Origin of the sequence: Caloramator sp. mosi_1 (genome assembly GCF_028622835.1) — a bacterium.
In the GTDB taxonomy this organism is placed as follows: Bacteria; Bacillota; Clostridia; order Clostridiales; family Caloramatoraceae; genus Thermobrachium.
On record NZ_CP117677.1, the window covers coordinates 2,295,811 to 2,317,219 of the forward strand.

Sequence of the window (21,409 nt, forward strand, 5' to 3'; positions counted from 1 at the left end):
AGCAAAAAGGAAACTAACAAAATTATCGAAGAAGCTAATAATTATACAAATAATGTCTATAACGAAGTTAATAGTTATATTGAAAAAGCAAAGGATGATATTATTAATTTAGCTTTAGAAATCGCAAGAGAAATAATAAAAACGGAATTATCAATAAACCGTGAAGCTATTATTAATAGTGCACAAAAAGTACTTTCAAACGTAAAACAAAAAATAATATTATATTAAAGACTTCTCCAAATGATTACAAAACTTTAAAATCAAGACAGCAAGAGCTTGAACAATTTATTGATTCTAATAGTTCTCTGATGATATTAGCAGATACTGAATTAGAAAATGGTGATATTTATATTGAAACAAATAGTGGTATTATTGATGCAACTATCAATACACAATTAAAAACTATAGCAAATAAAATGCTAAAGGAATGATATCTATGTTTCAAATAGACTATTATAAACTATCACAAAAATTAAAGGTATTGAAACAATAAAATATATTGGTAAAGTAAAAAAGTAGTAGGACTTACGATTGAAGTTGAAGGAATTAATGCCTTTGTAGGTGAGTTATGTGCTATAAAATTACCAACTGGTAGAGAATTGCAGGCTGAAGTTGTTGGTTTTACCGATAATGGTATTTTATTAATGCCTTTAGGAGATCTTACAGGTGTTTCTACAGGATCCTTAGTCTTTCCAACTGGTAACCAATTAAAGGTACCAGTTGGAAAGGAATTGCTTGGTAAAATACTTGATGGATTAGGAAGACCTCTCGATGGTTCAAATATAAAATGCGAAGCAATGTATAATTTGGACTCTGATCCTCCAAATCCTTTACAAAGAAAAAGAATTACTGATATTATACCAACTGGAGTCAAAGCTATTGATGGTTTTTTAACCTGCGGTATAGGACAAAGAATTGGTATTTTTGCTGGTTCAGGTGTTGGTAAGAGTACTCTTTTGGGTATGATTGCTAAATATAGTGAAGCTGATGTTAATGTTATTGGTCTAATAGGTGAACGTGGTAGAGAAGTTAAGGAATTTATTGAGAAGGATCTTGGAGAAGAAGGGTTAAAAAATCAGTAATTGTTGTTGCAACCTCAGATCAACCTCCTTTACTAAGATTAAAGGGGGCATTTACAGCAACAGCAATAGCTGAATATTTCAGAGATCAAGGACTAAATGTTATGCTGATGATGGATTCTGTTACTCGTTTTGCTATGGCACAGCGTGAAGTGGGTTTGACTATAGGTGAACCCCTACTACAAAAGGCTATACACCTTCTGTATTTGCAATGTTACCAAGATTATTAGAACGTTCAGGAAATTCAAATAAAGGTTCAATTACAGCCTTTTATACAGTCTTAGTTGATGGCGATGACTTTAATGAACCAATTGCAGACGCTGTTAGAGGTATATTAGATGGACATATAGTTTTATCAAGAAAATTAGCTTCTATGAATCATTTTCCAGCAATTGATGTATTATCAAGTATATCAAGACTAATGCCTCAAATAACAGATGAAAATCACTATTTAAAGGCTGGTGAACTTAGGGACCTACTGGCTATTTATAAAGAGTCTGAAGATTTAATAAATGTCGGTGCATATCAAAAGGGTAGTAACGGTAAAATCGATAAAGCTATAGCTTTAAATGAAAAAATAAATAAATTTTTGAAACAAAAGATGAATGAACACTATACATTTGATAAAATATTACAAATGTTAACTTCAATAAATTAATAGGTGGTCATTGTTATGAACTATAAATTTAGGTTAGAAAAGCTACTGGATTTAAAAATTAAAGCCGAAGATTCGCTAAAAGTTCAAATGTCTGAATGTTTAAATAAAATTAAAGCAAAAAAGGAACAAATACAAATCATTAAAGATAAAATTACATTTAGTAAAAATAATACTTTTAATTCTTGCTATAGTTATGATTTAAAAAATTATATAAGCTATATTAACTTATTGGAAAGTAAATTAATTGAAGAACAAAATAAATTAAATATCCTCGAACAAGAACTTGAAAACATAAAAGAACAATTAATGAATGCTACTAAAGAAAGAAAGGTTTTAGAGAATCTTAAAGAAAAATCTTATGATGAATTTTTATTTGAGATACGTAAAAGTGAAAATAAGGTTATAGATGAAATGGCAATAATAAATTACTTTAAAAAGAATGGGGAATTATATGAAGATAGATAAACAACAATTCACTACCCCAAGTATAACTACTATTGATAGTTTAAGCTTAAATGGAAACGAAACAGAAAGTTTCAGTGATATTTTTATTAGTTTCTGTAATAATGTAGAACTTAATAATGATACTAACAATTCTGATGATTCATTCTCAGATAAACTAAAAAAACTATTTAATTTATTAGATAAGAATAATTTTTTAAATGGTAGCCAAATAGAAATTAATCAAAACCAAATAAACCATAAAAAAATTGACTATGTAAAAATCAAAAATTAGTTGACGAAATATATTCAATACTTACTGGAAGCTCTTCAACTAGTGAAATAATAAATAAACTAGATAAATATAAATTAGTTTTATGTGAAGATAATGAGGAATTAAAAACTAATATAAATTATTCTGAATTAGAATTTAAGTTATCTCAAATATTAAGCTTTGTTCAGCATCAGACATACAATTTTCAAAATTTTACTGTTCAAGAAGAAAACAAATTAAACGAAAATAATTCAAACAATCAATATAATTTAAATAATGTTAATAATACTAATGTAGAATTTGTATATCCTGAAAAGCAATTAAAAGATTTTAAAAATCAATCAATAGATAATTTTAAAATTCAACAATTTAATATAGAAACTATAGAACAAATAGATAATAGATTTATAAATATAAATAAAGTCAAACAATTAATTAATAATATAATTAAAAACGAGGAAATTGACCCCTTAAAACAAAATATCGAAACAATTATACCAAGATATACTTTTAAAACACAGCATAGTTTCTCTATAAAACAATTAACTACACTTGATGAATTAGAAGAATAAAATAATAGAGGTGGTATTATGGAAGAACAAAAAATTATTATACATTTAAAGAGGTATGTCAACTAACAGGATATAAAGATTCTGTTATACGCTATTATGAAAAGAATTTGAGCTAAATATTCAGAGAGACTCGAAGGGTAGAAGAATATTTACTCAAAATGACTTAAACTTATTGCTGCAAATAAAAAACCTGCAAGAAAAAGGATTAACTAATGGCCAAATAAAAAGATACTAATTAATCAAGAGGCAGCAATAACTTCAATTGACTCAACATTTGTATTAACCGAGAATAATCTAATTGAAAATAGTCAAGACAAAATAAAATTGATTGAAGAAAAATTAAATGCAATTAATAATAAATTAGAAGAAATTGATAAGAACGTATTTAGTAAAGAGCGTGATATACTAATTAGTGAAAATATGAAATTAAAAATGGAATTAAAACAAAAGTGTTATGAGATTATAGAACTTAAAGAAAAACTAAAATACGAAAAACAAACAAAAAAGGTATTATAAGTAAAATTTTTAGAAGATAGGTGACAAAATGCAAATCGAATCCATTAATTTATTTAAATTAATTAAAGAAAATAAAATGAAAGAATTTATGAAAATCAAAAAGTATTTGGTTTATCTATATTAGATTTCATTTTTAATAGTTCATACTTTATTTTAAATAATAAAATTGAAGGAATTAATATAGACACTAAATACTACATTTATGTTAAAGATACAACACTGTCTATTAATGAAATAATAGATAGTGTAATTAAAAATAAAAAGTTTCATTTAGAAATAAAATATGTAAATAGTAACATTTATAATGAAAACAATTCAAATAAATATATAATTCAAAAAACTACAAAACAATGGAACTACTTTTAAATAATTTTTTTAATTTAAAACCACAATATGAATACCACGATATTATTGTAGCAACAATAGATGTATCTAAAAATATGAGTTTAAGAATTGACATCCAAAATTCAATATTCAATTCTACAGATAAAAAAGAAAACCCATCGATAAAAACTACTTAAATAGAGAAATAAGTAGTAGTTATTTTTTAAAAGACTATTGCTATGTATTATATAAAAACCATATGCCTATAGGTTATGGTCAAATAATTAAAGATAGATCTCTTTATTATTTAGTTAATTTCGGTATAATTGAAGAATTTAGAGGTATGGGTTTTGGATATATATTCCTTAATTATATTCTTAATGATATAAAGGGAAAAAATAAAATCAAAAATTACATCTGAATGTTGATAATAATAATATTTCAGCAATAAATTTATATAAAAAATTTGGTTTTGTTGAAAAAGATAATACTATAATAATAAAAAGCATATAGAGGAACTAAAGCCCTCTATATGCTTTTATAGCTTCATTTATAATATTCATAGCTTTCTTTAGATCATCACAATTTATACAATATGAAATTCTAATTTCATTTTTTCCGAGTCCCTCTGTAGCATAAAATCCTGCTGCAGGTGCAACCATAACTGTCTCACCATTTAAGTTAAAATAAGTTAAAATCAGTTAATAACCATTTTGAAAAATGTTCTGCATCATCTATTGGCAATTTTGCTATTACATAAAAGGCTCCTTTAGGTTTTTCGCAAACAACTCCTTCAATATTTGATAGACCTTCAAACACAACATCTCTTCTTTTTGATACTCTTTTTAACCTCCTCAAAATAGCTTTTATCTGTATTTATTAAATTTGCAGCTCCAATTTGTTCAATTGTAGGAACACATAATCTTGATTGACACAACTTAAGTACGTTTTTAATTAACATTTTATTTTTACTTGCAATTAATCCTATCCTTGCTCCACAAGCACTATATCGTTTAGAAATACTATCAATCAGTATCACTCTATCTAATATTTCTTTAATATGCATAAAGCTTGTATATTTTAAATTATCATATACAAATTCTCTGTATACTTCATCTGCGATAATATATAAATTATTTGCTTTTGCAATATCTGCAATCATCCTTATTTCTTCTTCTGTATACACAACACCTGTTGGATTTCCTGGATTAGATAATAATATTGCTTTAGTTTTATTATCAATTAATTTTTCAATTTCTTTTCTTTCTGGTAAATGAAATCCGTTTTCTGCATAGGTTAAAAAAGGTTTAACATTAACCCCTGCAACTTCTGCAAAGCCATTATAATTTGTATAAAATGGTTCAGGTATAATTATATTGTCTCCAACATCACAAACTGCAAGTAATGCAAATAATATAGCTTCACTTCCTCCATTTGTAATCATTATCTCATCTTTTTCAAAATCTATATCCCATTCCAAATAATACTTTATAAAACTTTGAATGAGGTTATCTATACCTTGAGATGATGTATACTTAAGCACTGGTTCATTATATGATTTAATTGCCTCATAAAACTCATCTGGAGTTTTTATGTCTGGTTGTCCAATATTAAGATGATATACTTTAATTCCTTTTGATTTAGCCTCTTCTGCATAACAAGCTAATTTTCTAATAGGCGATTCTTGCATATTTAATATTCTTGTAGATAAATGCATCAGTATTACCCCCTCACAATATTTTACACTTATATATTACCATTATATATTCAAAAATAAACAATTGTTATAATTTTCTCATAATTATACTGTGAATATTTGCATAATATCCTACACCACTATTATGAATAGTTTCGTGATTAAAATATTTTCTATCCTCCAACGTATATGGTATTTTCCCCTTTAAAGAATCATCTTTGTTTTTGCATTGTACATACAATCACCCCTTTTTATTATTATTTCTATATTGTATAAAATTTATTTATATTAAATTTATTTATGTTTATATGTTTTTTATCGAATTTTGTAGTATAATATATATTTGCAAAATATTATTATTGATAAGGAAGGTTGGTACATATGAATAATAAAAAATATCTCATAGAAACTTGGGGTTGCCAAATGAACGAAGAAGATTCGGAAAAAATAGCAGGTATGCTAAAAGAATTAGGATATAGTAGTGCTACAACTCGTGAAGATGCTGATGTTATTATCTTCAATACTTGTGCTGTTAGAGAAAACGCAGAATTAAAAGTATACGGTAATATAGGACATTTAAAAGCATTAAAATCAAAAATCCTGATCTGATAATATGCATTGGTGGATGTATGATGCAGCAAAAAGGTATGCCTGAAGAAATAAAAAGAAATATCCTTATGTTGATATAATATTTGGTACACATAATATTCATAGGCTTCCTGAATTAATTAATAATGTGAAACAGGGTAATACAAATATAATAGAAGTCTGGGAACAAGAAGGTCAAATAATTGAAGGTCTTCCTGTTGAAAGAAAAAGTGATATTAAAGCATTTGTAACTATAATGCACGGATGTAATAATTTCTGTACCTACTGTATAGTACCTTATACACGAGGAAGAGAAAGAAGTAGAAAACCAGAAGCCATAATAGAAGAAATAAAAGATTTAGCTTCAAAGGGATATAAAGAAATAACTTTACTTGGTCAAAATGTTAATTCCTATGGAAAAGACCTTGATGATATGAGTTTTGCTAAACTTTTAAGAATGGTTAATGACATTGAAGGAATAGAGAGAATACGTTTTACTACATCTCATCCAAAGGATTTAACAGAAGATGTAATACTTGCAATTAAAGAATGTAATAAACTTTGTGAGCATATTCATTTACCTGTTCAGTCAGGAAGTACTAGAATATTAAGTAAAATGAATAGAAAATATACTAAAGAACAGTACTTAGAATTAGTGGATTTAATTAGAAAACACATTCCTGATGTAGCAATAACTACTGATATAATAGTTGGTTTTCCTGGAGAAACAGAGGAAGACTTTTTAGAAACTCTTGATTTAGTTAAAAAGGTACAATATGATTCAGCATTTACTTTTATTTATTCAATTAGAAAAGGAACACCTGCAGCAGAATACCAAGATCAAGTACCAGAGGATATAAAACACGATAGATTCAATAGATTAATTGAGGTAGTAAACAAAATAATAGAAGAAAAAATGCTTTATATAAAGATAAAGTAGTTGAAGTTCTTGTTGAAGAGGTAAGTAAAACTGACGAAACTAAGCTAACTGGAAGAACAAGAACTGGAAAATTAGTTCATTTTGAATCACAGGATACAAACTTGATCGGCAAACTTGTTAATGTAAAAATTACCGAGCCAAGAAACTTTATTCTTATTGGAGAATTTATTGAAGTAATAAGATAACGGCATATTAGTCTATGGCTATATGCCATTTTTTAAGGAGGTATGTATTTTGGGATTAACTCCAATGATGCAACAGTATTTAGAAATTAAACAATCCTGTAAAGATTGTATATTATTTTTTCGATTAGGCGACTTTTATGAAATGTTTTTGAAGATGCAAAAATAGTATCTAAAGAATTAGAACTCACTTTAACAGGCCGTGATTGTGGATTAGAAGAAAGAGCACCAATGTGTGGAGTTCCTTATCATTCTGCTGAAAATTACATATCAAGACTAATAGAAAAAGGATATAAAGTTGCAATATGTGAGCAAGTTGAAGATCCTAATGAAGCAAAGGGAATAGTTAGAAGAGAAATTGTTAAAATTGTTACACCTGGTACATTATTAGAAGGCAATTTATTGGAAGATGATAAAAACAACTTTATTGCTTGTATAAAAAAGAAAGTAATGGATTTAGTATATCAGTGTGTGATGTGTCAACAGGTGACTTCTTTGTTACATCGATGGAAAACAGCAATACTTACATCTTAATTGATGAATTATTTAAATATAAACCATCAGAAATACTAATTATTGAAACAAAGAACAATGATCTATTAATAAATTCAATTAAAGAAAAATTTAATTGCCTAATAGAAGTAGTTGATGATAACTCAGATTTCATTAATCTTAAAAATCATTTTAAAAATAAAATAGATATACTAAACGAATTGGAATTACATACAAGTTCAAAACTTTTTGACTATCTAAAAAGTACACAAAAATCAGTATTAGGTAATATTAATGATATAATTAAATATCAAATAAGCAATTATATGTTACTCGATACTAATACTAGGAGAAATTTAGAGTTAACAGAAACTATTATAAATAAAACTAAAAAAGGATCTCTTTTCTGGATATTAGATAAAACTCAAACATCAATGGGGGCAAGAAATCTTAGAAGATGGATTGAAGCACCACTTACTGATATAAATGAAATAACAAAAGACTTGATGCAGTAGAAGAATTTATAAATAATATCTACTATTTAGATGTTTTAAGAGAATCTTTAAAAAGATCTATGATATAGAACGCCTTGTTTCAAAAATTGTATATGGTTCAGCAAATGCTCGTGATCTTGTTTCATTGAAAAATTCAATATCTGAATTACCTAATATAAAAACAACTCTACAACATTTTAAATCAAAACTAATTAGAGATATATATAATAATTTTGACATATTAGAGGATATTTATAATTTAATTGATGCATCTATCGAAGATAATCCACCTGTTAGCGTTAAAGACGGAAATATAATAAAAAAGGTTTCAATAAAGATGTTGATAAGTATAGGGAAGCTTCTACAGAGGGTAAAAATTGGATAGCAGAATTAGAACAAAAAGAAAAAGAAGCTACTGGTATTAAATCGTTAAAAGTAGGATTTAATAAAGTATTTGGTTATTATATAGAAGTAACAAAAGCTAATCTATCAAATATACCAGAAGATAGATATATTAGAAAACAAACCTTAGCAAATGCTGAAAGATTTATAACACCAGAATTAAAAGATATTGAAAATACCATATTAAATGCTGAAGATAATTTACTTAAATTAGAATACGAGATTTTTGTAGATATCAGAAACAAAATATCTAATCAATCTAATAGAATTCAAAAAGTTGCTAAACTATTAGCTATTCTTGATACTATTCAATCCTTTGCAAAAGTATCAATAGAGAACAATTATTTTAAGCCAACTATTAATAATAATGGAATTATATCTTTAAAAGAAGCAAGACACCCAGTTATAGAAAAAATGATTAATGAACCCTTTGTGCCAAATGATTGTTTTATTGATAAAAATGAGAATATGATTTTAATAATAACTGGTCCGAATATGGCAGGAAAATCAACTTTTATGAGACAAGTAGCAATTATAAGTTTAATGGCACAAATCGGTTGTTTTGTTCCAGCTAAAAATGCAAATATATCTCTTGTTGATAAAATTTTTACCCGTATTGGTGCATCAGACGATATTTCATCAGGAAAAAGTACCTTTATGGTAGAAATGAGTGAAGTATCCTATATATTAAAAAATGCAACTTCTGATAGCTTATTAATTTTAGATGAGGTAGGAAGAGGAACAAGTACCTTTGATGGATTAAGTATTGCTTGGTCTGTAGTTGAATATTTAGCAAATAAAATTAAAGCAAAAACACTCTTTGCAACACATTATCACGAACTTACTGAATTAGAAGAAAAATATAGATGTATAAAAACTATTCAATCGAAGTAAAAGAATTCAACAATAAAGTAATTTTTCTTCACAAAATTAGACGAGGTAAAGTGGACCAAAGTTATGGAATTGAAGTGGCAAAACTTGCTGGTTTACCTGATGAAGTAATCTTAAAAGCTAAAGAAATCCTATCTCAATTAGAAGGTTCTAAAGAAAATACAATAAATAAAACAACTTACAAAAATATTCAAAAAAAGGAATATGAAAAAGAAGTTGCAGCAGAAAAGTTAGATCTAAATTTATTTAATTATAAAGAAAACGAAATTATAAATGAAATTAAAGAACTGGATATATTAAATATGACTCCTATGCAGGCCTTTAATTATATTTTTGATTTAGTAAACAGAGTAAAAAAATTAGGAGCTGATTAAATGGGTGAAATTAATATACTAAGCAATGAGCTAATAAATAAAATTGCTGCAGGCGAAGTAATTGAAAGACCAGCTTCAATAGTAAAAGAGTTGGTTGAAAATTCAATAGACGCTGGAGCTACTGAAATTATTGTTGAAGTGGAAAATGGAGGTATATCCGTTATAAGGGTATCTGATAATGGTAAAGGTATAAATGAAGATGATATAGAAAAGGCGTTTATGCGACACGCTACAAGTAAAATTAAAAATGAAAAGGACCTATTTAAAATAACTTCTCTTGGTTTTAGAGGTGAAGCTCTGGCAAGTATTGCATCTATATCTAAAGTGGAGTTGATAACAAAAACAAAAAATCTGACATAGGTGTTAAAGCTTACTTAGAAAACGGTAACATAATATCTAAAGAGTTTTGTGGTAGCACTACTGGTACAATAATAACTGTAAAAGATATTTTTTACAATGTCCCTGCCAGGTTAAAATTTTTAAAATCTCCTTCAAGAGAACAAGCATATATTACTGAATTGATGCAAAATATGGCACTATCACACCCACAAATATCATTCAAATATATATCAAATAAAAAAATATATTTATCACAACTGGTGATGGCAATTTAAAAAATGTAATATATGTTATATATGGTAAGAATGTATTTGACAATTTAATTGAGGTCAATTCTTCAAAAGAAACAATAACTTTAAAAGGCTTTATTGGAAACAGCAAACTGGAGAAAAACAATCGAAACTATCAATCTATCTTTGTGAATGGTAGATTAGTTAAAAATAAGACCATTACTGCTGCAGTAGAAAATGCGTATAAATCTATGCTATCAATAAATAAATTTCCTCTATTTGTTTTAAACCTATTTATTAATCCTGAACTTATAGATGTTAATGTTCATCCAACAAAAGCAGAAATAAAGTTTTCTGATGAACAAAAATATTTAAGGAAGTATTCTCGATTATAAAAGATTCTCTTATAAGAAAAGAATTTATTCCATCATATAAGATTGAAAGCAATATAATAGATAAAAAGATAGTTTTATGTTAAACAATGACTATAAAATTAGTTTTGAAGAAAAAAATAGTATATTTAACGAAAATATTGATAATAATTATAATGTCCCAACATCTTCTACTTTTCAAACAGAAGATAATTATAAAAATATAAGTTTTAATTTAAACACATTAGATATATCAAAAACTCAAAAACAAATATAAATGAACATAATAATATATCTAATTTAAATACTATCTCTAACATCTTTGAACAAAACAATGAGGAAAATTTAAAAATAAATACATCATTTCCGTCAATCACAGTTGTAGGACAGTTACATTTTACTTATATAATTGCTGAATCATCAGATGGTTTTTATTTAATTGACCAACACGCAGCACACGAAAGAATTCTGTTCGAAAAATATTTAGATGAGTATAATACTGGAGATTTAAATAAACAAATTTTACTTACTCCAATTATTTTAGAATTTTCGCCAAGCGAAAAAGAAAAAATCTTTGATAATGAATTACTATTTAAAAAGTTAGGATTTGATTTTGAAGACTTTGGTGGGACATCAATATCTTTAAGAGCTGTTCCTAATATATTAAAAATAAAAAATTATAAACAGTTAATTGAAGAAATGTTATTAAATATAAACACTGAAACAAGTACTAATTCTATAGAAAAAATCATATATACTATGGCGTGTAAAAATGCAGTTAAAGCTGGTGATAAATTGAATCACCAAGAAATATTAAATTTGTTTAAAGAACTTAGTAAATGTAAAAACCCCTTTACTTGTCCGCATGGGAGACCAACTATGATAAAATTCGATTACATTGATTTAGAAAAAAGTTTAAAAGAATAATGTAGGTGATAAAATGAAAAATAAAAAGCAAATAATAATTATAGCTGGTCCTACCGCTTCAGGTAAAACAAATTTAGGAATTGAGCTAGCTAAAAAAATAAATGGTGAAATTGTATCAGCGGATTCAATGCAAATTTATAAATATATGGATATAGGTACTGCTAAACCAAGTGTAGAGGAAATGCAAGGTATTAAGCATCATCTTATTGATATTATATATCCAGATGAAGAATTCAGTGTTGCACTTTTTAAGCAATATGCTGATAATGCCATAGAACAGATATATTCTAAGGGTAAAATACCTATAGTTGTTGGTGGTACAGGTTTATATATAAATTCTCTTACATATAGTTTAAACTTTAGTGAAAGTGAACCTGATAAACAATATAGAGATTATCTTGATAATTTAGCTAAACAATATGGTGCAAAATATTTACACGATATGCTTAAAAATATAGACCCTGATGCAGCAAATAATATACACCCAAACAATATAAAAAGAGTTATAAGGGCATTAGAAGTATTTAAAAATACAGGCAAAAGAATATCAGAATATCAAAGTACTACAAAACAAAATGAACCTGATTATGAGTTTGCATACTTTTGTCTTGATATGCCAAGAAATGTATTGTATGATAGAATAAATAAAAGAGTAGATATAATGTTTGAAAAAGGATTGATAGGTGAAGTAGAAAAGCTTATAACCCTTGGATACACAAGAGAACTGCAATCAATGCAAGCGATTGGTTATAAAGAAGTTTTTGATTATTTAGATGGTAAACTTTCATTAGAAGAAGTAAAAAATATTATAAAACAAAATACAAGAAGATATGCTAAACGCCAATTAACTTGGTTTAGAAAAGATAATAGAATTTATTGGCTTGAAGTCTTTAACAAACAACTCGACGAAATACTCTCAAATATGTTAGGATATATAGAAGGAAAATTAAAACTATTATAGAATATATTAATTAAAATTATAATTGGAGGATGATGTTATGGCAAAAAGTGTTAATAACTTACAAGATGTATTCTTAAATAATGCTAGGAAGGGCAAGATCCCTGTATCAATTCATTTGGTTAATGGTTTTCAATTAAAGGGTTTAGTAAGAGGATTCGATAGTTTTACAATCATATTAGAATCAGAAGGTAAACAAATATTAGTATACAAACATTCTGTTACAACTGTTACACCAGCTAAACCTATATTATATAATCAAGATGAACTAAATAATAATGTAAATAAATAACAAAGCTTTAAAGGCTTTGTTATTTATTTATTATATATGTTTACATAATATTTTTTATGTTGAATATTTGAGTTTTTTTGAATAAATGATAGAATATCTATGTTTGAGAAGGGAGGATAACACTAATGATTGAAGAATTATACAAATTAAACGGAATAAAAAGAAGTTGTTGAATTGTCAACAAAAGCAGAAGAAATAATTACTCCAATATTTAAAGAATTAAATAAAATTAAGGAGTACAATCAATTAAAGGTATTAAATGCAATGCAAAAAGAAAAACTAAGCGATTCTCATTTCACTTACAGTACAGGATATGGATATGGAGATATAGGTAGAGATATAGTAGATAGAATATATGCAAATATCTTCAATACAGAAGATGCCATTGTAAGACCTCACATAGTTTCAGGAACACACGCAATTGCTGCAGCACTACAGGCTGTATTAAGGCCAGGAGATACTTTGATGTCCATTACTGGAACGCCCTACGATACATTACTAAAAGTTATAGGTATAAAAGGTAATGGTATGGGTTCCTTAAAGGAATATGGTATAAATTATAAACAAATTGATTTAAACGAAAGCTTTAAAATAAATTTAGAAAAAGTTAGAGAAGAAATTAAAAAGGATCATTCTATAAAAGTTATATCTATGCAGCGTTCTACAGGTTATGGATGGAGACCAGCTTTAACTATCGATGATATTGAATTAGCTATAAATGAAATTAAAAAAATCAAAGAGGATATAATTGTTTTTGTTGATAATTGTTATGGTGAATTTTTAGATACTAAAGAACCTACTGATGTAGGAGCAGATTTAGTTGCTGGATCATTAATCAAAAACATAGGTGGCGGAATTGCTCCAACAGGAGGATATGTTGTAGGTAAAAAGATTTAATAGAATTGGTTTCATACAGATTGACCGCACCAGGTCTTGGAAAAGATTGTGGTTCTACGTTTGGTGTTATAAGGCAAATATTACAAGGATTATTCTTAGCACCTCATATTACTATAGAAGCTTTAAAGGGAGCCATATTTTGTTCTAAACTTATGGAATTAGCTGGATTTGAAGTTTCTCCAAAATATAACGAAAAAGAAGCGATATAATTCAAGCTATTAAATTTAATGACGAAAAACTATTAATAAACTTCTGCAAAGGTATCCAAAAGGGCTCTCCTGTAGATTCATTTGTAGAATGCGAACCCTGGGATATGCCTGGATATTCAGATCCCGTTATTATGGCTGCTGGAGCTTTTATACAAGGATCTTCTATTGAATTGAGTGCTGATGCACCAATAAGACCACCATATATAGCATATGTTCAAGGTGGATTAACATATGAACATTCAAAAATAGGTATTATGAAGGCATTATCAAATATAATTTAAAGGCCAACCCATTGTTGGCCTTTTCCTATTTATATCTTCTAAATACACCTATTACTTTTCCAAGAATAGTACAATTGTCAACTATTATAGGACTCATATGTGTATTTTCTGGTTGTAATCTTATATACCCATCTTCTTTAAAAAATCTTTTAACAGTAGCAGAATCATCAATAAGTGCAACAACAATATCTCCATTTTTAGCAACTGGCTGCTTTTCCACAATAACAAAGTCACCATCTAATATACCTGCATCTATCATACTTTCCCCTTCAATTTTTAATAAAAATACATCTGTATTGTTATTAAAATAATTAAGTGGCAATGGAAAATAATCTTGTATATCTTCAAAAGCAAGTATAGGGTTTCCAGCAGATACACTACCAATGATAGGTGCCTTTATTATATTATCATTGTCTTCAAATATGTTTTCATTTAAAATTTCAATAGCTCTTGGTTTTGTAGGGTCACGTCTTATAAGACCCTTTTTTCTAATTTTTCAAGATGTGCATGTACCGTTGAAGTAGATTTTAATCCAACAGCTAATCCAATTTCTCTTACAGAAGGGGATAACCTCTTGTTGCAATTTCCTGTCTTATAAATTCTAAAATCTTTTGCTGTTTATCACTTAATCCGTTTATTATCATTTATTCTACACCCCTTAAACTTTGTCTTTATTTTATTATATCATTAAACTTAAAAAGTTTCAAACTGATGTTCGATATACTTGACAACGAACATATGTTTGGTTATAATAATTTACAGAACATATGTTTGGAGGGTGTTAATTATGAGAAAACTTTTAAAAACATTGCTATCTTTTACATTGTTCTTTTTAATAATTTCATTATCCATTTCTAAAGTTTCAAGTTATTACAAAAATAATAAACAAAACAAAATAACTACATACGAAGAAATCGTAGTAAATAAAGGTGATACATTATGGAAAATCTCCATCAAACACACACCTAAAGACAAAGATGTAAGAAAAACTATCTATGAAATAAGAAAAATTAACAATTTAAATGATTGCATCATATATCCTGGACAAGTTCTAAAAGTACCTATTGACAAATAGGTACTTTTAGATAAAAATATAGAATTAGGTTTTATATTTTATAAAAAGGAGACAGGGTATATGGCTAAAAAATGTATTATCGATAATAATAAAGATTGTACAAACTGTAACGAATGTAATATATGCGATTTAAACAAAAATAAAATTTGTAATAATTGTATGGAATGTCTCAGCATAAATAAATTTGACTATAAAGAAATAAGTATTGATGGGATAATTGACGCAGAAGATTATGATGACTATATTTATGATGAGGAAACAATAGAACAAGAGGATGATGAGATACTTCTAAAAGATAGTATATATATAGATGAAACAGAATGGAGTAGAGAGGAAGAGTGATTTTTACTCTTCCTCTTTTTCTACCTTTATATTAGATAAAGGATTAGCATTAACTGCCATTCTTAATTTTTCATCATCTATATGTGTATATATTTGTGTTGTTGAAACACTCTCGTGTCCTAATATTTGTTGTAGTGCTCTTATATCTACATTTCCATATTTATACATTAACGTTGCAGCAGTATGTCTTAATTTATGCGGAGTGTATTTTTCATTACCAAGACCTGCCTTTTCAATGTATTTTTTAACAAGTATTTCTACTGTTCTTTTATTTATCCTGGTTTTTCTTTCACTTAAGAACAAAGCCCTTTGATCCTTAGCATCCTTTGGCCTTACTTCTAAATATCTATTTATCGCATCTATACAAGCCTGATTTAGATAGACTGTTCTTTCCTTATTTCCTTTTCCTATAACAGTTAATATATCACCTTTAATTTTATCAATATCAATTCCAACTAATTCCGATAATCTTAATCCACAATTTAAAAACAACATTATCATTGCATAATCTCTTTCTTTATGTTTTCCTTCAATTACATTAATTAATTTTTTACTCTGTTCTAAAGTTAAATAAACAGGATGTCTTTTAGATATTTTGGGACTCTCAAGTTCCTTAGCTGGATTTTCATTTATTAATTTAACTTTGGTCTCAAGATAATTAAAAAACGCCCTTATGGCTGCAGTTTTTCTTGCTCTTGCATAACTACTATTTTGACGTTCTAAAGTTATGTAATTTATAAAAGAGTAGATATCATACAAGGTTATATTTCGTATAAATTCTATATTAATATCATTTATTTTTATTTCATCAACAGTCGTTTCATTAATCGAATTATTTTTAATAAATTTTACATACTTTAAGAATAATTTTAAATCAATTTTATATCCTAAAACTGTATTATAGGATTTAGCCTTAACATTAATTAGATATGCAAGAAAATCATTTAGAATTATTGGACATTCTTTATCGTAAATAGCTGCTAAATTCATTTCAACCCCCTCTGAAAACAATATAACATTTCGCTAAATATCAATTTAGCGAAATTGCTGTATGGTATTTAGAAAATTGGTATACTAAAATTTAATTAAAAATTATTGCTTTATTTTTTCATCTTCTTCTTTTTCCCAATGTCATTATAAATTCTTTCTGAATAAACAAATATAACAAAATAAATAATGCAAATAGAATTATCCTTAGCATAACATCACCTTAAATTGTTATTTTTATTATATGTACTTATTATAGCTTCAATTAAAGCAGATTTAAAACCTTTATTTTCTAAAGTTCTTATACCTTCAATGGTTGTACCTCCAGGCGAACACACCATATATTTCAAATCACTTGTATTTATTTCACCAGTTTTTAACATTTCTGCTGTACCAATTATAGTATCACAAATGACATTCAATGCTTCTTTATGCGGTATCCCTATATATACACCTGCATCAACAAATGCTTCAATAAATTCTGATATAAAAGCAGGGCTACTTCCAGACAACGTTGAATATTTATTTATATCTTTCTCATCAACCTCTACGACCTTACCAATAGAGTTTAAAAGATCAATAATTTGCTTTTTTCTAAATCTAATATGTTTAAAAACGTTGCTGCAGTAATACCTTCATTAACCAATGCTGCAACATTAGGCATAATTCTTACTATTTTATCATAACCTGTATTTTTCTTTATTTCATCTATTGTTATTCCAGCTGCCATCGAAATCAAAACCTTATTACAATAATAATTTTCTTTTATTACACCATAAATATCTTTATAAACATTAGGTTTAACAGCCAAAAATATATATTGTGATTTTTCAATTATTTCATCACAGTTTTTACATATATTAACTCCAAACGTTTTATTAGCATTTTCAAGTTTATTTTTATCAATATCATAAATATAAATTTTATTGGTATTATATATTCCCTTATTAATTATACCTTTTATAATAGCGGTAGCCATATTACCAAAACCAATAAAACCTATCATAAATACCACCTCCATCTAAAAAACTTTCTTATTTAATTATAATCAAAAGGAAAACAAATTAAAAGAAATAAAAAAGCGACTTTTAACGTCGCTTTACACAGTTATTTCAGCCTCTATTTGTTCTATATCCTTATATTTATTAATAATTGGTTCAACTACATCATTAATAAATTCCTCTACCTGTTCCTTAGAACGACCTATATAATTCTTTTCATTCATTATATCATTTAAATCATCATCAACTAACTCAAATACTGGATCGCTAACAATTCTATTCAACAAATCATTTTCTCCTCCAAAAACCTTTATATTTTTAGCAGCTTCCATTGAATGCACCCTTATCCTTTCGTGTAGCTCTTGTCTATCGCCACCTTTTTTACACATTCCATCAGAATATTTTCTGTAGCCATAAATGGCAATTCCTCTCTTACTCTTTTTAAAATAATTTTTTCATTAACCACTAATCCAGAAGTAATATTTATATATAAATTCAATATCCCATCTACTGCTAAAAGGACTCTGCTAAAACCAATCTTCTATTTGCCGAATCATCTAACGTCCTCTCAAACCATTGTGTAGAAGCTGTAATATCAGCATTAGTTGAATTTACTATTACATATCTTGCTAGTGCTGATATTCTTTCTGATCTCATAGGATTCCTTTTATAAGGCATTGCAGAAGAACCTATCTGACTTTTTCAAAAGGCTCTTCAATTTCTTTAAAACTTTGAAGTATACGAATATCATTACTAAATTTGTAAGCACTTTGAGCTATACTTGATAATACATTTAAAACTAATGTATCTTGTTTTCTAGGATAAGTTTGACCAGTAACCCTAAAGTACTTGTTTTCAAAACCTAAAATATTACACACCATCTCATCAAGTTGCTTTACTTTATTATGATCACCATTAAATAATTTAAGAAAGCTTGCCTGTGTTCCTGTAGTACCTTTAACACCCAGTAACTTTAAATTTTCAATACAATATTCAAGTTGTTCTAAATCCATAAGCAAATCCTGCAGCCATAAACAAGCTCTTTTCCCAACTGTAGAAAGCTGTGCAGGTTGTAAATGTGTGTATGATAGCGTCGGTAAATCTTTATATTTCAACGCAAATTCCTTTAAATTTTTAATGCAAGATATTAATTTCTTTCTTAAAAGTTCTAACGATTCTTTTATTATAATAACATCTGTGTTATCACCTATATAACAACTTGTTGCACCTAAGTGTATAATTGGTTTTGCTTTTGGGCATTGTTCTCCATATGCATATACATGTGACATAACATCGTGTCTTGTTTCTCTTTCCTTTTGTTCAGCTACTTCATAATTAATGTTTTCAATATTTGCCTTTAATTCATCTATTTGTTCTTGTGTAATAGAAAGACCTAATTCTTTTTCAGCCTGAGCTAATGCAACCCATAATTTTCTCCAAGTTTTAAATTTCTTTTCATCCGAAAATAAATAGGACATCTCTTTACTTGCATATCTTTTTGTCAAAGGACTAATATACAAACATCTATCGTCCATATCATTCGCCTCCTAACGAAAATTTTAATTTATATATATATTTTGTTTCGTATTTATATTATAACATAATTAACAAAATATAAAAAGTAGGAGTATTTCTCCTACTTTAGTTTTTGAACAAAAGTTTCAATTCTATCTATGTTAAATAATACAATAAAATCTAAGGATCTTTATATAGTTACAATTTTTCATTTATTTTTTAAACAAAAATAAAAAGGAGAGTTAGACTCTCCTTTTAAAAAATTATCTTGGTTGAATTATAAATTTTATTGCCGTTCTCTCTTCACCATCAATATTCACATCAGTAAATGCAGGTATACAAATCAAATCAATTCCACTTGGTGCAACAAACCCTCTTGCGATTGCAACAGCCTTAATTGCTTGATTAATAGCTCCTGCACCAATTGCCTGCATTTCAGCAATTCCCTTTTCCCTAACAACACCTGCTAAAGCACCTGCTACAGAATTTGGATTTGATTTTGCTGAAACCTTTAATACTTCCATTTTTGTACCTCCTTAATGTTGCATATTATTGTTCTAATATTCTATATTCTACACGCAAATAAAAATTCCTTCTTAAATTTACAGGCTCTTTGTCAATAGTTGGGGCGGGCATTAGATTAGAATGCCTGTCCTTTCTTATTTGATAATGATTTTAGCAAGATAGATAGGATGAGGGGAGTTTACCCTTAAAAAATTGCACGACAAAAAGACCAACGATAGTTGGATTTCCTAAAATACAATATTTAACAGATTATTTATTACAACAATGAAGAATTCTATTCCTGAATCTATCAAAATTTCTATAGCCGAAGGCTATTCTTTTAATAACTTTGATTTTATTATTAAATCCTTCTATACAAGCATTTGTATAAGGAATATCAAAAGAATTACAAATCTCATTAAAATATCTGATATAGGTATTTGCACATCTTTTCAATTCATTGATACCACTATTTTGTGCAAGTTTAATCCAATCTTTTAAGAGGACACGAGCTTCGTTAGAAGAAGGTGAAGCATCAATAATACTCAATAACTTTTCCTTTAAAGTGTGGGCAATTGCTAATTCACTATTATAAGAAAACATAACTTGTAAAGCTAACTTTGAATCTGTATCAAGTAAGCCATATCTTTTTAAAATAAGCTTTTTACTTCTTTTAAAGTATTTTCTTAATTTAATTGATAGTTCTCTTTGGATACGTTTTCTTACCGCTTCTACTGCCCATATGACTTGTCTAATATAGTGAAATTTATCTATAACAATTACAGCATTTTTGAAATAAGTTTTAGCTAAATCAATATAGGGTTGCCACATATCACAAATAAAGTGTGTAACGCTATCGCGATTTTTAATTTTTCTAAAATAATCTATAAGAATATGCTCTTTTCTATCTTTAATAATGTCTAGTATTTTATGATTAACAGGATCGACTATTGCACAATGATATTTAGAACCACCAGAGTTACCTTTAAATTCATCTATAGATATTATTTTAGGTAAATTAGTAGGAGAAGAGTAAGATACATTATCAAAAATACGTTTTATAGTATCGATAGATAGATTAGTTTTTCTAGCAACTGATGTCATACTATATTCATTAGATAATTCATAAATTACAAACATAGCTAATCTATTAGTTATTCTATGATAACGAGGTAAAAATTCTATATGTTCATAAAATTTTTTGCCGCAGGCATTACAACGATATCTACGTTTTTTAAGAATGATAAAAGTATGTTTAAAGAATAAGGGTATGTCTTTAATACGCTGAATTCTATAATCGTGAACTCTTGTAACTTTGGAATTACAATTAGGGCAAGTACAAATTTTTTCTTAGTTTCTAAGTATATCTCAATGTACGTGTCATTATGAATAATCTTTTTATAATAACATCTTTAAAACCTAATAAATTTTTGATAGAATTATTAGTGTGCACTTGATGGATGCCTCCTTTCAGGTAAGGTTTTTGTTTGGTTATTTTAATTTTACCAGGTGTCTAATCAGGTGCACATATTTTTTGTAAAAAATATGCTGGGTCTAC

Annotated in this window: 20 protein-coding genes and 9 pseudogenes; 20 read left to right on the forward strand and 9 right to left on the reverse strand. The window is 27.2% G+C overall.

What is annotated here, in order from left to right:
* Positions 1–24: 24 nt before the first annotated feature.
* From PL321_RS21800 to PL321_RS21810, 9 genes and pseudogenes are all read left to right on the forward strand, one after another.
* A complete protein-coding gene (locus tag PL321_RS21800; protein ID WP_443110821.1) occupies positions 25–228 on the forward strand; it encodes a FliH/SctL family protein in 204 nt (67 codons plus the stop codon).
* Positions 216–431, forward strand: a pseudogene (locus PL321_RS16230) (FliH/SctL family protein); the annotation flags it as partial. The gene PL321_RS21800 and the pseudogene PL321_RS16230, both read left to right, overlap by 13 nt.
* A 99-nt stretch (positions 432–530) precedes the next feature.
* Positions 531–1,737, forward strand: a pseudogene (gene fliI / locus PL321_RS16235) (flagellar protein export ATPase FliI).
* Positions 1,738–1,752: 15 nt separating this feature from the next.
* Positions 1,753–2,202 carry a flagellar export protein FliJ gene (fliJ, locus tag PL321_RS16240; RefSeq protein WP_273962687.1) on the forward strand — a complete coding sequence of 150 codons (450 nt, stop codon included), beginning with the start codon at positions 1,753–1,755 and terminating at the stop codon, positions 2,200–2,202.
* Positions 2,177–2,473, forward strand: a complete 297-nt coding sequence (locus PL321_RS16245; RefSeq protein WP_273962688.1) for a hypothetical protein — start codon at positions 2,177–2,179, stop codon at positions 2,471–2,473. The genes fliJ and PL321_RS16245 overlap by 26 nt, the downstream gene beginning before the upstream one ends.
* 663 nt (positions 2,474–3,136) lie before the next feature.
* Positions 3,137–3,259, forward strand: a pseudogene (locus tag PL321_RS21805) (MerR family transcriptional regulator); the annotation flags it as partial.
* Positions 3,260–3,348: 89 nt separating this feature from the next.
* Complete coding sequence (locus PL321_RS16250; RefSeq protein ID WP_273962689.1) at positions 3,349–3,540, forward strand: hypothetical protein; 192 nt, start codon at positions 3,349–3,351, stop codon at positions 3,538–3,540.
* A gap of 350 nt (positions 3,541–3,890) precedes the next feature.
* Positions 3,891–4,061 (forward strand): hypothetical protein, encoded by a 171-nt coding sequence (locus PL321_RS16255; protein WP_273962690.1) that lies wholly within the window; start codon positions 3,891–3,893, stop codon positions 4,059–4,061.
* Positions 4,062–4,069: 8 nt separating this feature from the next.
* Positions 4,070–4,285, forward strand: a complete 216-nt coding sequence (locus PL321_RS21810; RefSeq protein WP_443110822.1) for a GNAT family N-acetyltransferase — start codon at positions 4,070–4,072, stop codon at positions 4,283–4,285.
* A gap of 97 nt (positions 4,286–4,382) precedes the next feature.
* Here PL321_RS21810 and PL321_RS16260 read toward each other — a convergent pair.
* Both PL321_RS16260 and PL321_RS16265 read right to left on the reverse strand, forming a co-directional pair.
* Positions 4,383–5,581, reverse strand: a pseudogene (locus PL321_RS16260) (pyridoxal phosphate-dependent aminotransferase).
* A gap of 67 nt (positions 5,582–5,648) precedes the next feature.
* On the reverse strand, positions 5,649–5,801 hold the full coding sequence (locus PL321_RS16265; RefSeq protein ID WP_273962692.1) for a hypothetical protein: 153 nt from the start codon (positions 5,799–5,801) through the stop codon (positions 5,649–5,651).
* Positions 5,802–5,941: 140 nt separating this feature from the next.
* Between PL321_RS16265 and miaB the strand changes: the two are divergent.
* The 9 genes and pseudogenes from miaB to PL321_RS16310 all read left to right on the forward strand — a co-directional run bounded on the left by miaB (position 5,942) and on the right by PL321_RS16310 (position 14,427).
* Positions 5,942–7,273 (forward strand): annotated as a pseudogene (gene miaB / locus PL321_RS16270) (tRNA (N6-isopentenyl adenosine(37)-C2)-methylthiotransferase MiaB).
* A 49-nt stretch (positions 7,274–7,322) separates the two neighbouring features.
* Positions 7,323–9,923: pseudogene (mutS, locus tag PL321_RS16275) on the forward strand (DNA mismatch repair protein MutS).
* Positions 9,924–10,283 (forward strand): DNA mismatch repair endonuclease MutL, encoded by a 360-nt coding sequence (gene mutL / locus PL321_RS16280; protein ID WP_273962693.1) that lies wholly within the window; start codon positions 9,924–9,926, stop codon positions 10,281–10,283.
* 271 nt (positions 10,284–10,554) lie between these two features.
* Positions 10,555–10,887, forward strand: a complete 333-nt coding sequence (locus PL321_RS16285; RefSeq protein ID WP_273964639.1) for a hypothetical protein — start codon at positions 10,555–10,557, stop codon at positions 10,885–10,887.
* 76 nt (positions 10,888–10,963) lie between these two features.
* Complete coding sequence (locus PL321_RS16290; protein ID WP_273962694.1) at positions 10,964–11,140, forward strand: hypothetical protein; 177 nt, start codon at positions 10,964–10,966, stop codon at positions 11,138–11,140.
* Positions 11,141–11,235: 95 nt separating this feature from the next.
* A complete protein-coding gene (locus PL321_RS16295) occupies positions 11,236–11,790 on the forward strand; it encodes a hypothetical protein (protein WP_273964640.1) in 555 nt (184 codons plus the stop codon).
* 13 nt (positions 11,791–11,803) lie between these two features.
* Positions 11,804–12,751: a tRNA (adenosine(37)-N6)-dimethylallyltransferase MiaA gene (miaA, locus tag PL321_RS16300; RefSeq protein ID WP_273962695.1), complete on the forward strand. Its 948-nt coding sequence runs from the start codon at positions 11,804–11,806 to the stop codon at positions 12,749–12,751.
* Between the two features lie 37 nt (positions 12,752–12,788).
* Entirely contained in the window at positions 12,789–13,040 is a 252-nt protein-coding gene (hfq, locus tag PL321_RS16305) for an RNA chaperone Hfq (RefSeq protein ID WP_273962696.1), read from the forward strand.
* Positions 13,041–13,214: 174 nt separating this feature from the next.
* Positions 13,215–14,427, forward strand: a pseudogene (locus tag PL321_RS16310) (methionine gamma-lyase family protein).
* 25 nt (positions 14,428–14,452) lie between these two features.
* On the opposite strand, the pseudogene lexA reads toward PL321_RS16310, so the two are convergent.
* Positions 14,453–15,071 (reverse strand): annotated as a pseudogene (lexA, locus tag PL321_RS16315) (transcriptional repressor LexA).
* A gap of 143 nt (positions 15,072–15,214) precedes the next feature.
* On the opposite strand from lexA, the gene yneA reads away from it, so the two are divergent.
* Both yneA and PL321_RS16325 read left to right on the forward strand, forming a co-directional pair.
* Entirely contained in the window at positions 15,215–15,502 is a 288-nt protein-coding gene (gene yneA, locus PL321_RS16320; protein ID WP_273962697.1) for a cell division suppressor protein YneA, read from the forward strand.
* 60 nt (positions 15,503–15,562) lie between these two features.
* The gene (locus tag PL321_RS16325; RefSeq protein ID WP_273962698.1) at positions 15,563–15,844 is read left to right on the forward strand and encodes a hypothetical protein; all 282 of its coding nucleotides are present in this window, start codon (positions 15,563–15,565) and stop codon (positions 15,842–15,844) included.
* A 3-nt stretch (positions 15,845–15,847) separates the two neighbouring features.
* Here the strand turns inward: PL321_RS16325 and PL321_RS16330 are convergent, their stop codons facing one another.
* From PL321_RS16330 to PL321_RS16355, 6 genes and pseudogenes are all read right to left on the reverse strand, one after another.
* Complete coding sequence (locus PL321_RS16330; RefSeq protein WP_273962699.1) at positions 15,848–16,834, reverse strand: tyrosine recombinase XerC; 987 nt, start codon at positions 16,832–16,834, stop codon at positions 15,848–15,850.
* A gap of 215 nt (positions 16,835–17,049) precedes the next feature.
* Complete coding sequence (locus tag PL321_RS16335) at positions 17,050–17,436, reverse strand: pyrroline-5-carboxylate reductase family protein (RefSeq protein WP_443110823.1); 387 nt, start codon at positions 17,434–17,436, stop codon at positions 17,050–17,052.
* Positions 17,400–17,837: a pyrroline-5-carboxylate reductase family protein gene (locus PL321_RS16340; RefSeq protein WP_273962701.1), complete on the reverse strand. Its 438-nt coding sequence runs from the start codon at positions 17,835–17,837 to the stop codon at positions 17,400–17,402. Before PL321_RS16340 ends, PL321_RS16335 begins: the two co-directional genes overlap by 37 nt.
* A 93-nt stretch (positions 17,838–17,930) precedes the next feature.
* A pseudogene (gene purB / locus PL321_RS16345) lies at positions 17,931–19,367 on the reverse strand (adenylosuccinate lyase).
* Positions 19,368–19,610: 243 nt separating this feature from the next.
* Positions 19,611–19,871, reverse strand: a complete 261-nt coding sequence (locus PL321_RS16350; protein WP_027307498.1) for a stage V sporulation protein S — start codon at positions 19,869–19,871, stop codon at positions 19,611–19,613.
* 250 nt (positions 19,872–20,121) lie between these two features.
* Complete coding sequence (locus tag PL321_RS16355; protein ID WP_273964333.1) at positions 20,122–21,195, reverse strand: ISL3 family transposase; 1,074 nt, start codon at positions 21,193–21,195, stop codon at positions 20,122–20,124.
* Positions 21,196–21,409: the final 214 nt, after the last annotated feature.

What these genes read in the sequence shown, in the direction of transcription:
- fliJ (WP_273962687.1), top strand. Translation starts at nt 1,753, where the DNA reads ATGAACTATAAATTTAGGTTAGAAAAGCTACTGGATTTAAAAATTAAA.
- PL321_RS16245 (WP_273962688.1), top strand. Translation starts at nt 2,177, where the DNA reads ATGGGGAATTATATGAAGATAGATAAACAACAATTCACTACCCCAAGT.
- PL321_RS16255 (WP_273962690.1), top strand. Translation starts at nt 3,891, where the DNA reads ATGGAACTACTTTTAAATAATTTTTTTAATTTAAAACCACAATATGAA.
- mutL (WP_273962693.1), top strand. Translation starts at nt 9,924, where the DNA reads ATGGGTGAAATTAATATACTAAGCAATGAGCTAATAAATAAAATTGCT.
- PL321_RS16290 (WP_273962694.1), top strand. Translation starts at nt 10,964, where the DNA reads ATGTTAAACAATGACTATAAAATTAGTTTTGAAGAAAAAAATAGTATA.
- miaA (WP_273962695.1), top strand. Translation starts at nt 11,804, where the DNA reads ATGAAAAATAAAAAGCAAATAATAATTATAGCTGGTCCTACCGCTTCA.
- hfq (WP_273962696.1), top strand. Translation starts at nt 12,789, where the DNA reads ATGGCAAAAAGTGTTAATAACTTACAAGATGTATTCTTAAATAATGCT.
- yneA (WP_273962697.1), top strand. Translation starts at nt 15,215, where the DNA reads ATGAGAAAACTTTTAAAAACATTGCTATCTTTTACATTGTTCTTTTTA.
- PL321_RS16325 (WP_273962698.1), top strand. Translation starts at nt 15,563, where the DNA reads ATGGCTAAAAAATGTATTATCGATAATAATAAAGATTGTACAAACTGT.
- PL321_RS16330 (WP_273962699.1), bottom strand. Translation starts at nt 16,834, where the DNA reads ATGAATTTAGCAGCTATTTACGATAAAGAATGTCCAATAATTCTAAAT.
- PL321_RS16340 (WP_273962701.1), bottom strand. Translation starts at nt 17,837, where the DNA reads ATGATAGGTTTTATTGGTTTTGGTAATATGGCTACCGCTATTATAAAA.
- PL321_RS16350 (WP_027307498.1), bottom strand. Translation starts at nt 19,871, where the DNA reads ATGGAAGTATTAAAGGTTTCAGCAAAATCAAATCCAAATTCTGTAGCA.